This window comes from Kitasatospora sp. NEAU-CNBT7, from assembly GCF_057220535.1.
Genome location: NZ_JBXQQB010000026.1, coordinates 1 through 13,051, shown reverse-complemented (window position 1 = coordinate 13,051; position 13,051 = coordinate 1). Strand labels below are relative to the sequence as shown.

10 protein-coding genes and 1 rRNA gene are annotated in these 13,051 nt (G+C 73.5%); 4 read left to right on the top strand and 7 right to left on the bottom strand.

The genetic code is table 11. The features are described 5' to 3' along the window. Nucleotides 1-155 precede the first annotated feature (155 nt). The 5 genes from AC2TEW_RS27705 to mmuM form a co-directional block, all read right to left on the bottom strand. Complete coding sequence (locus AC2TEW_RS27705; protein WP_484626086.1) at nucleotides 156-1,751, bottom strand: glycerol-3-phosphate dehydrogenase/oxidase; 1,596 nt, start codon at nucleotides 1,749-1,751, stop codon at nucleotides 156-158. A gap of 156 nt (nucleotides 1,752-1,907) precedes the next feature. Continuing rightward, complete coding sequence (glpK, locus tag AC2TEW_RS27700; protein ID WP_484626085.1) at nucleotides 1,908-3,425, bottom strand: glycerol kinase GlpK; 1,518 nt, start codon at nucleotides 3,423-3,425, stop codon at nucleotides 1,908-1,910. Nucleotides 3,426-3,511: 86 nt separating this feature from the next. After that, entirely contained in the window at nucleotides 3,512-4,231 is a 720-nt protein-coding gene (locus tag AC2TEW_RS27695; protein ID WP_484626084.1) for an MIP/aquaporin family protein, read from the bottom strand. Between the two features lie 343 nt (nucleotides 4,232-4,574). After that, the gene (locus tag AC2TEW_RS27690; RefSeq protein ID WP_033822863.1) at nucleotides 4,575-5,339 is read right to left on the bottom strand and encodes an IclR family transcriptional regulator; all 765 of its coding nucleotides are present in this window, start codon (nucleotides 5,337-5,339) and stop codon (nucleotides 4,575-4,577) included. Between the two features lie 93 nt (nucleotides 5,340-5,432). Beyond that, nucleotides 5,433-6,341 (bottom strand): homocysteine S-methyltransferase, encoded by a 909-nt coding sequence (mmuM, locus tag AC2TEW_RS27685; protein ID WP_484626083.1) that lies wholly within the window; start codon nucleotides 6,339-6,341, stop codon nucleotides 5,433-5,435. 149 nt (nucleotides 6,342-6,490) lie between these two features. Between mmuM and AC2TEW_RS27680 the strand changes: the two genes are divergently transcribed. The 3 genes from AC2TEW_RS27680 to AC2TEW_RS27670 all read left to right on the top strand — a co-directional run bounded on the left by AC2TEW_RS27680 (nucleotide 6,491) and on the right by AC2TEW_RS27670 (nucleotide 10,024). Further along, nucleotides 6,491-7,285 carry an NUDIX hydrolase gene (locus AC2TEW_RS27680; protein WP_484626082.1) on the top strand — a complete coding sequence of 265 codons (795 nt, stop codon included), beginning with the start codon at nucleotides 6,491-6,493 and terminating at the stop codon, nucleotides 7,283-7,285. A gap of 33 nt (nucleotides 7,286-7,318) precedes the next feature. Then, nucleotides 7,319-7,870 (top strand): NUDIX domain-containing protein, encoded by a 552-nt coding sequence (locus AC2TEW_RS27675; RefSeq protein WP_484626081.1) that lies wholly within the window; start codon nucleotides 7,319-7,321, stop codon nucleotides 7,868-7,870. Nucleotides 7,871-8,005: 135 nt separating this feature from the next. Next, complete coding sequence (locus tag AC2TEW_RS27670; protein ID WP_484626080.1) at nucleotides 8,006-10,024, top strand: acetoacetate--CoA ligase; 2,019 nt, start codon at nucleotides 8,006-8,008, stop codon at nucleotides 10,022-10,024. Nucleotides 10,025-10,093: 69 nt separating this feature from the next. Here AC2TEW_RS27670 and ptsP read toward each other — a convergent pair whose 3' ends face one another. Both ptsP and AC2TEW_RS27660 read right to left on the bottom strand, forming a co-directional pair. Beyond that, the gene (ptsP, locus tag AC2TEW_RS27665) at nucleotides 10,094-11,764 is read right to left on the bottom strand and encodes a phosphoenolpyruvate--protein phosphotransferase (RefSeq protein WP_484626079.1); all 1,671 of its coding nucleotides are present in this window, start codon (nucleotides 11,762-11,764) and stop codon (nucleotides 10,094-10,096) included. A 23-nt stretch (nucleotides 11,765-11,787) separates the two neighbouring features. Further along, a complete protein-coding gene (locus tag AC2TEW_RS27660) occupies nucleotides 11,788-12,237 on the bottom strand; it encodes a PTS sugar transporter subunit IIA (RefSeq protein ID WP_484626078.1) in 450 nt (149 codons plus the stop codon). A 694-nt stretch (nucleotides 12,238-12,931) separates the two neighbouring features. Between AC2TEW_RS27660 and AC2TEW_RS27655 the strand changes: the two genes are divergently transcribed. Beyond that, a 16S ribosomal RNA gene (locus AC2TEW_RS27655) occupies nucleotides 12,932-13,051 on the top strand; the annotation flags it as partial.

The following is a 13,051-nucleotide window of genomic DNA, read 5'->3' as shown; positions in this document are numbered from 1 at the left end:
CTGAGCCCGCGGGCCCGTCGTGCACGCGCACCCGTCGTGCACGCGCACCCGTCGTGCACGCGCACCCGGAAACGGCGGAGCCGCCCCGCGGGATCTCCCACGGGGCGGCTCCGGCCGTCTGCGCCGTCTGCGCCGTCTGTGGCGCAGGAGCGCCGTCAGCCCTGCTGGCGCTTGGCCAGGAAGGCCTCGACCTCGGCGCGGATCTCCGGCGTGTCCAGCCCGCGCACGGTCATGGTGGTGCGGCGGCGCAGCACGTCGTCCACGGTGTACGCCCACTCGCTGTCGGCGGCGTACGCGACCTGGGCCCACACGTCGGGCCCGTCGGCGTGGATCGGCTTGCCGAGCTCCGGGTTGTCCGCGATCAGGCGGGCGATGTCGAAGGACAGCGTGCCGTAGTGGCTGGCCAGGTGCTTGGCCACCAGCGGCTCCATCCGGGAGCCCGGCTCGCGGTCCATCAGCAGGCGGTGCGCGACGGCGTTGGGCGCGCCGACACCGGGCAGCGGCACGGTGGCGGGGAACGGCGACACGTCCTCGGCGAAGCCGGTGCCGGGCACGTGCTTGAGCTTCTCCAGCACGGCGCGGCCGATGTGCCGGTAGGTGGTCCACTTGCCGCCGGCCACCGACAGCATGCCGCCGCGGCCCTCGGTGACCACGGTCTCGCGCTTGGCGGCGGCGGTGTCGCCGGGGCCGCCGGGCAGCACCCGCAGGCCCGCGAAGGAGTAGGTGATCAGGTCGCGGTCGAGGTGCTCGTCGCGGATCGCGTGGCCGGCCTCGTCCATGATCTGGTCGATGTCGGCGTCGGTGGCGCGGACGTCCATCGGGTCGCCGGTGTACTCCTCGTCCGTGGTGCCGAGCAGGACGTGGTCCTCCCACGGGATGGCGAAGGAGACGCGGTACTTGTCGATCGGGATGGTCAGCGCGGCGCGCCACGGGGTGCGGCGCTTGACGACCACGTGGGCGCCCTTGGAGAGGCGGATCGACGGCGCGGCGCCGGCGTCCTCCATCTTGCGCAGGTGGTCGACCCACGGGCCGGTGGCGTTGAGCACCAGGCGGGCGCTGACGCCGAACTCGGTGCCGTCCAGGCGGTCCTTCAGCTCGGCGCCGGTGACCCGGGTGCCGGTGAAGCGCAGGCCGGTGACCTCGGCGTGGTTGAGCGCGACGGCGCCGGCCTCGACGGCGGCGCGGACGGTCATCACGGCGACCCGGGAGTCGTTCATCTGGTGGTCGCCGTAGACCGCGACGGCCTGCAGGCCCTCGGTGCGCAGGGCGGGCACCTGCTGGGCGGCGTGCGCGGCGGTGGAGACCCGGCCCATGCCGTCCCGGAAGGCGGACAGCGCGGAGTACAGGAAGACGCCGGCGCCGAGCTTGGGGGCGCTGTGCGGGCCGCCCTTGTAGACCGGGACGAAGAAGGTCAGCGGGTTGACCAGGTGCGGGGCGACGTCGGTGGCGAGCGCCCGGCGCTCCTTGTGGTTCTCGGCGACCAGCTTGACCGCGCCGGTCTGCAGGTAGCGCAGACCGCCGTGGACGAGCTTGGAGGAGGCGCTGGAGGTGGCGCCGGCGAAGTCGCCGGCGTCGACCATGGCGACCTTGAGGCCGGCCTGGGCGGCGGTCCACGCGGTGGCGGTGCCGAGGATGCCGCCGCCGATCACCAGCAGGTCGTAGGTGGCCTTGCCCAGCAGCTCGCGGGTCTCGGCTCGGGAGGCGGTACGGCCGGCGAAGCGCTCGGCGCCCAGGGTCGGGATGGTTGCCATGGTGTGGTTACGGCGGCGCGTGGTCGGGCGGCGCCGTTTCTCCTCTCGGTGTGCGGTTCGGCCTGGTGCTGCAGGCCGGGTCCCGGCCCAGTGCGGCGGGCCGGTCTCGGAACGCGGAACGACCGGCCGGGGCCTGGGCCCCGGCCGGCTGCCCGGTCAGTTCTGCTCGTCCTCCTCCACCCAGCCCATGGTGCGCTCCACGGCCTTGAGCCACTTCTTGTACTCCCGCTCCCGGGTGGCCTCGTCCATGCGGGGGGTCCACTCGGCGGCGCGGTGCCAGTTGGCCCGCAGGGTGTCCAGGTCGGGCCAGAAGCCGACCGCGAGGCCGGCCGCGTAGGCCGCGCCCAGGGCGGTGGTCTCGGCGACGTACGGGCGCTCGACGGGGGCGTCGAGGACGTCGGCGATGTTCTGCATCAGCAGGTTGTTGGAGGTCATGCCGCCGTCGACCTTGAGGGCGGTGAGCTCGACGCCGGAGTCCTTCTGCATGGCGTCGACGACCTCGCGTGTCTGCCAGGCGGTGGCCTCCAGCACGGCCCGGGCCAGGTGGCCCTTGGTGACGTACCGGGTGAGGCCGGCGATCACACCGCGGGCGTCGGAGCGCCAGTACGGGGCGAACAGGCCGGAGAAGGCCGGGACGAAGTAGGCGCCGCCGTTGTCCTCGACGGTCGAGGCGAGGGTCTCGATCTCGGCGGCGGTGGAGATGATGCCGAGCTGGTCGCGCAGCCACTGCACCAGCGAGCCGGTGACCGCGATGGAGCCCTCGAGGGCGTACACCGGGGCCTGGTCGCCGATCCGGTAGCCGACCGTGGTGAGCAGGCCGTGGTACGAGTTGACGATCTTCTCGCCGGTGTTCAGCAGCAGGAAGGTGCCGGTGCCGTAGGTGGACTTGGCCTCGCCCTCGCTGAAGCAGGTCTGGCCGAACAGCGCGGCCTGCTGGTCGCCGAGCGCGGAGGCGACCGGGACGCCCGCCAGGTCGCCGACGGCCTCGCCGTAGACCTCGGCGGAGGAGCGGATCTCCGGCAGGACGGACAGCGGCACGCCCATCGACTCGGCGATCTTCTCGTCCCAGGCCAGCGCGGAGAGGTTCATCAGCATGGTGCGGCTGGCGTTGGTCACATCGGTGATGTGCTTGCCGCCGTCGACGCCGCCGGTGAGGTTCCAGATCACCCAGGTGTCCATGGTGCCGAACAGGATGTCCCCGGCCTCGGCGCGCTCGCGCAGGCCCTCGACGTTGTCCAGCAGCCAGCGGATCTTCGGGCCGGCGAAGTAGCTGGCCAGCGGCAGGCCGGTCTCGCGGCGGAAGCGGTCCTGGCCGACGTTGCGGCCGAGCTCGCGGCAGAGCGCCTCGGTGCGGGTGTCCTGCCACACCAGCGCGTTGTGGACCGGCTCGCCGGTGTTCTTGTCCCACAGGACGGTGGTCTCGCGCTGGTTGGTGATGCCGATCGCGCGGATGTCGTCCTTGGTCAGCCCGGCCTTCTCCAGCGCGCCGCGGACCACCGACTGGACCCGGGTCCAGATCTCGGCGGCGTCGTGCTCGACCCAGCCGGGCTGCGGGAAGATCTGCGAGTGCTCCTGCTGGTCGACGGCGACGATCCGGCCGTCGGCGCCGAAGATGATGCAGCGGCTGGAGGTGGTGCCCTGGTCGATCGCGGCGATGTAGTTGCCAGTGGTCATGAGGTCCTCGGCTCGGGGTGAGGGTTCGGGGTGGGCGGGACTGACGCCAGGTCAGTCCCCGTGCTCAGGCGTGGCGCAAACCGGGGTCAGAAGACCAGGTTGTAGACGCCGCCGGCCAGCAGGCCGCCGACGACCGGGCCGACCACCGGGATCCAGGAGTAGGACCAGTCGGAGCCGCCCTTGTGGGGGATCGGGAGCAGCGCGTGGACGATGCGCGGGCCGAGGTCGCGGACCGGGTTGATGGCGTAGCCGGTCGGGCCGCCGAGCGAGAGGCCGATGCCGACCACGGTGAGCGCGACGATCAGGATCCCGGTGCCGGAGGCGGCGAGGCCGGTGGTGAGGCCCTGGGTGAGGATCGCGAAGCAGAGCACGAAGGTGCCGATGATCTCGGTGATCAGGTTCTGGACCGGGTTCCGGATCTCCGGGCCGGTGGAGAAGATGCCGAGCGTCGGCTCCTCGTTGGCCTGGAACTGGCCGAGGTAGGTGAGCCACACCAGCACGGCGCCGATCATCGCGCCGAGCAGCTGCGAGCCGAGGTAGACCGGCACCTGGCCCCACTCGCCGCTCTTGACCGCGAGTGCCAGGGTCACGGCCGGGTTCAGGTGGGCACCGGACTTGGGGGCGGACATGTAGGCGGCGATCAGGACCGCGAAGCCCCACCCGAAGGTGATCGCGAGCCAGCCGGCGTTGATCGCCTTGGACTTCTTGAGGGTGACAGCGGCGCAGACGCCACCGCCCAGGAGTATCAGGGCGGCGGTACCGAGGGTCTCGCCGACAAAGATGTCGCCGTTGGAGAACGCGGACACACAGACTCCTTCGTCTGCCTGGCTCCTATGTCCGAATGGTCCGGAGCAGGGGGTGCAGGGGGTGGGGGAGCGGTACGCATCCCGTCCCGGGGATGTCGTACCGGTGAACTGCTGGACCGACCACTGAGCGGGTGAGCGCTGGGGGTCGTGGTCTTGTCCAACCGCCGTTCGACATTGTCGACCGACATGCGGAAGCTTCTCCTTCCGGCCACCCCTGCGTCAAGGCCGGGTTATGCACCTGTGACTCACCACCCGCGCACCGCCCGCCGCGGACGCGAAAAAGCCATGGCGCGGACCGGCCCGACGGGCCCGTCCGCGCCATGGCGGTACGGAGGAACAGCGGTCAGAAGCGGCCGGCCCCCAGGTCGCGCGAGATCGCCCGGGCCGCGCTGCGCACCGAGGCGACCAGCGAGGGCTTCACGAACCCGTCCTCGCAGACGGTCTCGACCGCACCCGAGATGCACACCGCACCCACCGGGTTGCGCCGCCGGTCCTGGATCAGCGCGCCGATCGAGGCCACCCCCTCCCAGGTCTCCTCCACCGAGTCCGACCACCCGCGCTCGCGGATCAGCGCGCACTCCGCGTCCACGTCCGCCGGATCGGTCAGGGTGCGCAGCGTGTACGCCTCCAGCGGCTCCTCGCCCAGCTCGCCGCGGGCCACCGGGTCGTACGCCAGCAGCACCTTGCCCAGCGCCGTGCTGTGCAGCGGCTGCATCGAACCGACCTCCAGCACCTGCCGGGTGTCGTCCGGCCGGAAGACGTGGTGCACGATCAGCACGCCGCGCTGGTGCAGCACCCCCAGGTACACCGTCTCGCCGGAGGCCCGGGCCAGGTCGTCGGCCCACACCAGCGCCCGGGCGCGCAGCTCGTGCACGTCGAGGTAGCTCTGGCCGAGCCGCAGCAGCTCGGCGCCCAGCTGGTACTTGCCGCTCTCCGCGTCCTGCTCGACGAACCCCTCCTGCTGGAGGGTGCGCAGGATCCCGTGGGCCGTCCCCTTGGCCAGGTCCAGCGCCGTGGCCACCTCGGACAGACCCAGGCGGCGCTCACCGCCGGCCAACAGGCGCAGTATCGCGGCGGCCCGGGAGAGCGACTGGATCGGGCCGGGCATCCGCTACCTCCGCTGACAGACGGTCGACAATGTCGACCGCAAGAGTACCGCCATGAGTGTGCCAGGCCGCAGGCCGTGCGTGCACCTTTCCGATCACAACGCCCGGACGGCACCGGCCAGCGCCGCGATCTCCCGCTCACCGACCCGGCAGCAGCCGCCCACCAGCCGCGCCCCGGCGGCCGCCCACCGCGCCACCCGCTCCGGCCGGAACGCCGGCTCCCCGGTCCACCCGCGCCCCTCCACCCAGCGCTCCCCGCTGTTCGGGTACACCACCACCGGCAGCCCGCTCACCCCGGCCGCGACCGGCACCGCCAGGTCCGCGTCCCGCGGACTGCAGCAGTTCACCCCCACCGCCACCACCTCCGGAACCCCCGCCGCCACCGCGAACGCGTCCGCCAGCGGCTGCCCCGCCCTGGTCCGGCCACCCGCCACGCTGTACGACAGCCACACCGGCACCCCGAGCCCGCGCACCACCCGCAGCAGCGCCTCCGCCTCGTCCACGTCCGGCACGGTCTCCAGCGCCAGCACGTCCGGCCCCGCCGCCGCCAGCACCTCCACCCGCGGCCGGTGCCAGCGCTCCAGCCACGCCACACTGCGCCCGTACCGGCCCCGGTACTCCGACCCGTCCGCCAGCACCGCCCCGTACGGACCCACCGAAGCCGCCACCCAGCGCGGCCCGTCGAACCCCCGGGCCGCCTCCCTGGCCAGCGCCACGCTGGACGCCATCAGCCGCGCCGCCTCGGCCCGCCCGATCCCCCGGCGCGCGAAACCCTCGAAACCCGCCTGGTAGCTGGCGGAGATCGCGACCTCGGCGCCGGCCGCGTAGTACCCGCGGTGCGCCGCCACCAGCGCCCCCGGCGCGTCGGCCAGCAGCCGCGCCGACCACAGCTCGTCCGCCAGCCCGTACCCGGCCGCCTCCAACTGGTTCGACAACCCGCCGTCCAGCACCACCGGCCGCCGTGCGAGCGCGGCCGCGAAGCTGTCCGGTGCGGCTGCGGTCACGGCGGCCTCCAGGAACGCGCTCGAAGGTGCTACCCGCACTGTAGGCCGACCGACGGCCCCGCCCACGAACCGCCTGGCCGCACGTCCGACCGGCGCGCTAGGTTCGGAGCCGGGCCCCACCCACGGCCCGTACCCCGGGGAGGAACCGCATGCCGGCAGCAGCGCCCGACGAGCAGCAGTGGCTCGCGGCGTACGACCCGCGCGCCTTCACCCCGGTCGCCGTCACCGTCGACGTGGTCGCCCTCACCCTGCGCGCCGGCGCACTCCACGTCCTCCTGGTCGAACGGGCCGAACCGCCCTTCCAAGGCCGCTGGGCGCTGCCCGGCGGCTTCCTGCGCGCCGGCCGGGAAGACCTCGACACCGCCGCCGCCCGCGAACTCGCCGAGGAGACCGGCCTGCACGGCAGCGCCGACACCACCACCCTCGGCCGGGTCCACCTCGAGCAGCTCGGCACCTACGGCGCCCCCGACCGCGACCCCCGCATGCACGTGGTCTCCGTCGCCTACCTCGCCTTCGCCCCCGACCTGCCCGACCCGCGCGCCGGCACCGACGCCGCAGCCGCCGCCTGGCACCCCGCCACCCGCGCCCCCGGCCGCCCCCCGGTCCCCGACCTCGCCTTCGACCACGCCCGGATCCTCACCGACGCCCTCGCCCGGGTCCGCGCCAAACTCGAGTACCGCCCGCTGGCCACCGCCTTCCTCCCCGACGAATTCACCATCCCCGACCTGCGCGCCGTCTACGAAGCCGTCTGGGGCGAGCACCTGCACCCCGGCAACTTCCACCGCAAGGTGCTCTCCGTCCCCGGCTTCGTCGACCCGACCGGCACCACCACCACCCGCGGCGGCCCCCGCGGCGGCCCCCGCGCCCGCCACTACCGGGCCGGCCCCGCCACCCTCCTGCACCCCCCGCTGCTGCGCCCCGGCCGGGACCGGCCGATCCCCTGACCGGCCCACCCCCGCCGCACTACCATCCGTTCCATGACGAGCGCGCAGCCCAACCGCCCCCACTCCCACTGCCACTGGTGCGGCACCCCCTACCCGGCGGCCACCACCGGCTGGCCCCGCACCTGCCCCGGCTGCTCCGAGATCAGCTACCGCAACCCGCTGCCCGTCACCGTGGTCCTGCTCCCCGTCGACCTCCCCGACGGCGGCCGCAGCCTGGCCGTCATCCGCCGCACCATCGAACCCGGCCTCGGCGAACTCGCCCTGCCCGGCGGCTACGTCGACTTCGGCGAGAGCTGGCAGCAGGCCGCCGCCCGCGAACTGCGCGAGGAGACCGGCATCCACGCCGACCCCGCCGACGTCACCCTGGTCGCCACCGACTCCGACACCGGCGGCGGCTTCCTCTGCCTGTTCGGCATGCTGCCCGCCCGCCCGCTCGCCGACCTGCCGCCCTCCCGCCCCACCGACGAGACCGACGGCTGGCAGCTCGCCGACCCCGCCACCCCGCTCGCCTTCCCCTTCCACACCCGGGTCGCCCAGGCCTGGTTCAAGGGCGAGTACGACCACCTTGTGGCCGAACCCCACTGACCGGCACTCCCGGGTGGCGCGGCGGACCCTGGCGCAGCCGACGATCACATGGCATGGTCTGCTCCGTCAGCGTCCCCAGGACGGGCCCGCCACCAGCACCGCCCGTCCGCACGTACCGGCCGGGAGACCACCACCGTGAGCACCCCACCCCAGGACCAGCCGCTCTGGCGGCCCGCCGCCGACCGCGCCGCCGCCACCCGGCTGGTCGCCTTCCAGGCCTGGGCCGCCGAACGGCACGGAGCCCCGGCCGCACCGCTCGCCCCCGCCGCCGACGACGAGCAGGCCGCCGCCCGCTACGCCGCCCTGCACGCCTGGTCCACCGAGGACCTCGACCGCTTCTGGCGCGCGGTCACCGAGTACTTCGACGTCCGCTTCTCCACCGCCCCCGAAGCGGTCCTCGCCGACCCGGCCATGCCCGGCGCCCGCTGGTTCCCCGGCGCCCGCCTCAACTACGCCGAGCACGCCCTGCGCCACGGCGAGGACCCCGCCCACGCGGACCGGCCCGCCATCCTCCACCTCGACGAGACCACCGCCGAGCCCGTCCCGCTCAGCTGGGCCGAACTGCGCCGCCAGGTCGGCTCGCTCGCCGCCGCCCTGCGCGAGCGCGGCGTGCGCCCCGGCGACCGGGTCGGCGCCTACCTGCCGAACATCCCGCAGGCCGCCGTCGCCCTCCTCGCCACCGCCGCCGTCGGCGCCGTCTGGACCAGCTGCGCCCCCGACTTCGGCGCCCGCAGCGTCCTCGACCGCCTCCAGCAGATCGAGCCGGTCGTGCTGTTCGCCGTCGACGGCTACCACTACGGCGGCAAGGACCACGACCGCACCGACGTGGTCGCCGAGCTCCGCGCCGAACTCCCCTCGCTGCACACCGTGGTCCACGTCCCGCTGCTCGGCGGCGCGACCCCCGAGGGCGCCCTGGACTGGGCCGCCCTCACCGCCGCCGACACCGAACCGCTCTTCGAGCAGGTCCCCTTCGACCACCCGCTGTGGGTCCTCTACTCCTCCGGCACCACCGGCCTGCCCAAGGCGATCGTCCAGAGCCAGGGCGGCATCCTGGTCGAACACCTCAAGCAGGCCGCCCTCCACCTCGACCTCGGCCCCGCCGACCGCTTCCTCTGGTACACCTCCACCGGCTGGATGATGTGGAACTTCCTCATCGCCGGCCTGCTCACCGGATCCACGATCGTCACCTACGACGGCAGCCCCGGCCACCCCGACACCGGCGCCTTCTGGTCGGTCGCCGCCCGCACCCGCGCCACCGTCGTCGGCACCTCCGCCGCCTACGTGATCGCCAGCCGCAAGGCCGGCCTCCACCCCGGCCGCGACCTCGACCTCTCCGCCGTCCGCTGCCTCGGCACCACCGGCTCCCCGCTGCCCCCCGACGGCTTCCAGTGGATCTACGACGAGGTGAAGCAGGACATCTGGCTCGCCTCCGTCAGCGGCGGCACCGACGTCTGCTCCTGCTTCGTCGGCGGCGTCCCCACCCTCCCGGTCCACCTCGGCGAGATCCAGGCCCCCTGCCTCGGCGCCGCCGTCGAGTCCTGGGACGTCCAGGGCAAGCCGCACACCGACGAGGTCGGCGAACTCGTCGTCACCAAGCCGCTGCCCTCCATGCCCACCGGCTTCTGGAACGACCCCGACGGCACCCGGTACCACGACAGCTACTTCGACATGTACCCCGGCACCTGGCGCCACGGCGACTGGATCACCGTCACCTCCCGCGGCACCGTGGTGATCCACGGCCGCTCCGACTCCACCCTCAACCGCCAGGGCGTCCGGATGGGCTCCTCCGACATCTACGAGGTGGTCGAGCGCCACCCGGAGATCGCCGAGTCCCTGGTCATCGGCCTGGAGGAGCCCGAGGGCGGCTACTGGATGCCGCTGTTCGTGGTGCTCACCCCCGGCGCCACCCTCGACGACGACCTGATCGGACGCATCCGCACCTCGCTGCGCACCGAGCTCTCCCCGCGCCACGTCCCCGACGAGGTCATCGCGGTCGACGGCCTGCCGCACACCCTGACCGGCAAGCGGATCGAGGTCCCGGTCAAGCGCCTGCTGGCCGGCACCCCGCTGGAGCAGGCCGTCAACCCCGGCTCCGTCGACAACCTCGACCACCTGCGCTTCTTCGAGCAGCTCGGCCGCTCGCGCCGCGCCTGAACAGCCCGGAGGGGCGCTGCCAACCCCCACGGTGGCAGCGCCCCTCCACTCTCCCTCACCCGTCCGGGCTCACTCCCCGGACAGCACCTGGTGCGCGGCGGCCCGCGCCTGCTCGGCGGTGTCGGCGGCCCGCGCCGCCTCCGCCGCCCGCCGGCACTGCGCCAGCGTGTACTTGGCCAGCGCGCTGCGCACGTACGGGATCGACGCCGCACCCATCGACAGGCTGGTCACCCCGAGCCCGGTCAGCACACAGGCCAGCAGCGGGTCGGACGCGGCCTCGCCGCACACCCCGCAGCTCTTGCCGACCGCCTTCGCCGCGTCCGCGGACACCGCGATCAGGTCCAGCAGCGCCGGCTGCCACGGGTCCTGCAGCCGGGCCAGCGCGCCGACCTGCCGGTCGGCGGCGAAGGTGTACTGCGCCAGGTCGTTGGTGCCCAGCGACAGGAACTCGACCTCCTGGAGGATCGAACGGGCCCGCAGCGCGGCCGACGGGATCTCCACCATCGCGCCGAACTTCGCGTCCAGCCCGGCCTCCCGGCAGGCGTCCGCGAACGCCTTGGCGTCCACCCGGTCGGCGACCATCGGCGCCATCACCTCCAGGTGCACCGGCAGCCCCTCGGCCGCCGTCGCCAGCGCCCGCAGCTGGGTCCGCAGCACCTCGGGGTGGTCCAGCAGGGTCCGCAGGCCCCGCACGCCGAGCGCCGGGTTGGGCTCGTCGGCCGGGGTGAGGAAGTCGAGCGGCTTGTCCGCACCGGCGTCCAGCACCCGCACCACCACCCGGCCCTCCGGGAACGCCGCGAGCACCGTGCGGTACGCCTCGACCTGCTTCTCCTCGGTCGGTGCCTTGGCCGAGTCGTCGAGGAACAGGAACTCGGTGCGGAACAGTCCCACCCCCTCGGCCCCCGCCTCCAGCGCCGCCGGCAGGTCGGCGGGCCCGCCGACGTTGGCCAGCAGCGGCACCCGGTGCCCGTCCGAGGTCCGGCCCGGCCCGGAGGACGCGGCCAGCGCGGCCCTGCGCTCGGCGGCCACCCGCCGCAGCTCCTCCTGCCGCTCGGCGCTCGGCTCCACCAGCACGTCACCGGAACTACCGTCGACGGCCACCACGGTGCCCTCGGCCACCTTGGCCGCCCCCGGCAGCGCGACCACGGCCGGTACGCCCATCGCCCGCGCCAGGATCGCGCTGTGGCTGGTCGGCCCGCCCTCCTCGGTCACGAACCCGAGCACCAGGGTCGGGTCCAGCAGGGCCGTGTCGGCCGGCGCCAGGTCCCGCGCGAACAGCACGTACGGCTCGTCGCTGTCCGGCACGCCGGGCATCGGCACCCCGAGCAGCCGGGCCACGATCCGGTTGCGCACGTCGTCCAGGTCGGCGACCCGCCCGGCCAGGTACTCCCCGGCCGAGGCCAGCAGCGCCCGGTACGCGGCGAACGCGTCGTACACCCCGCGCTCGGCGCTGCTGCCGACCGCGATGCGCCGGCTGACGTCCGCCATCAGCTCGGGGTCCTGCGCCATCAGCGCCTGCGCCTCCAGCACGGCCTGCGCCTCGCCGCCCGCCAGGTTGCCGCGGGCGATCAGGTCCGCGGCGACCGCGTCCACGGCGGCCTGGGCGCGCGCCTGCTCCCGCGGGGCGTCCTCGGTCGGGATCCGGGTGGCCGGCGGCTCCAGCACGGCCGTCCCCATGTGCCGCACCTGCCCGATCGCGACCCCGTGGCTGACGCCGACGCCCCGCAGCGACTGGTCCATGTCCTGAGTTCCTTCCACCACCGTCAGTTCCAGGTGAACAGTTCGCCGCCGACCGGGACCTCGCCGGTCTCGGCCACCGCGCTGAGCGCCTCGGCGGCCGCCTCCAGCGCGACGATCGGGGAGATCGGGGACTTGCCGGCGGCCTCGACCGCGGCCGGGTTCCACCGGATCACCGGCTGGCCGCGCCGGACCTGGTCACCCTTGTTCACCAGCAGCTCGAAGCCCTCGCCGTTCAACTGCACGGTGTCGATGCCGAGGTGGGTGAGCACCCCGTGGCCGTTCTCGTCCACCACGACGAACGCGTGCGGGTGCATCGACACGACCAGTCCGTCCACCGGCGCCACCGCCTCGGTCGGTTCCCGCACCGGGTCGATCGCGGTCCCGGGGCCCACCATGGCGCCGGCGAAGACGGGGTCGGGCACGGCGGCGAGCCCGACGGCGCGGCCGGCGAGCGGCGACGTCACAGTGGTCATGGTGGTGCCTCCCAGGTGCGGAGTACAGCGTGCGTGGCCGCCGGACGACGGCTCGTACATCGACTGAAGCTTAAATTAGGTCAACTTGGGACATCTCGGTGCATAGCACTGCGACCCCGAAGGCCCGCTGCGCGGCCCGCGCACACGCACGTGTACGAATCGAGCCCCACCCCGGCGGCCCGCCGGGCTGCTGGCGCCCAAGTGGTCTAGTCCTCTTCGCCAACGCGCCGCACTCTACGGCATCCGGGTGAGCCCCGGCGATGGCCCCGCGACCCGTCCCGCCCCGCCCCCTCGTGCGTCCGTTCGGGTGACATCCGCCGCGACCCGATTAGGCGCGCGGCGCCGAGCCCGCTATGGTTGGCCGAGTCGCCGCGAGCCGGTGATGAACAGAGCAAGTCCGACACGCAAAGCCTCGGTGAAAACCTGGCAAACGGATCTGATAAGCTCGAATCACGAACGAAGCGCCCGGAGGGCCCGCTGGAAGGCGGTCCGAAGGAAGCGTCCGTTCCTTGAGAACTCAACAGCGTGCCAAAAGTCAACGCCAGATATGTTGACATCCCCGGCCGGTCCGTTCGGATCGGTTGGAGATTCCTTTAGTAACAAAACACTAGCGAGGACGCAGTGCGCGGGACCGCCCTATTCCGGTGGTTGCCGTGCCGCTCAACGCGAGTGGCCGCTCGATTACGAGCAGACATTCACGGAGAGTTTGATCCTGGCTCAGGACGAACGCTGGCGGCGTGCTTAACACATGCAAGTCGAACGGTGAAGCCCTTCGGGGTGGATCAGTGGCGAACGGGTGAGTAACACGTGGGAA

Excerpts from the sequence above, each read along its gene's own strand:
- AC2TEW_RS27705 (WP_484626086.1), bottom strand. The coding sequence starts at position 1,751 with ATGGCAACCATCCCGACCCTGGGCGCCGAGCGCTTCGCCGGCCGTACC.
- AC2TEW_RS27680 (WP_484626082.1), top strand. The coding sequence starts at position 6,491 with ATGCCGGCAGCAGCGCCCGACGAGCAGCAGTGGCTCGCGGCGTACGAC.
- AC2TEW_RS27690 (WP_033822863.1), bottom strand. The coding sequence starts at position 5,339 with ATGCCCGGCCCGATCCAGTCGCTCTCCCGGGCCGCCGCGATACTGCGC.
- AC2TEW_RS27675 (WP_484626081.1), top strand. The coding sequence starts at position 7,319 with ATGACGAGCGCGCAGCCCAACCGCCCCCACTCCCACTGCCACTGGTGC.
- glpK (WP_484626085.1), bottom strand. The coding sequence starts at position 3,425 with ATGACCACTGGCAACTACATCGCCGCGATCGACCAGGGCACCACCTCC.
- AC2TEW_RS27660 (WP_484626078.1), bottom strand. The coding sequence starts at position 12,237 with ATGACCACTGTGACGTCGCCGCTCGCCGGCCGCGCCGTCGGGCTCGCC.
- ptsP (WP_484626079.1), bottom strand. The coding sequence starts at position 11,764 with ATGGACCAGTCGCTGCGGGGCGTCGGCGTCAGCCACGGGGTCGCGATC.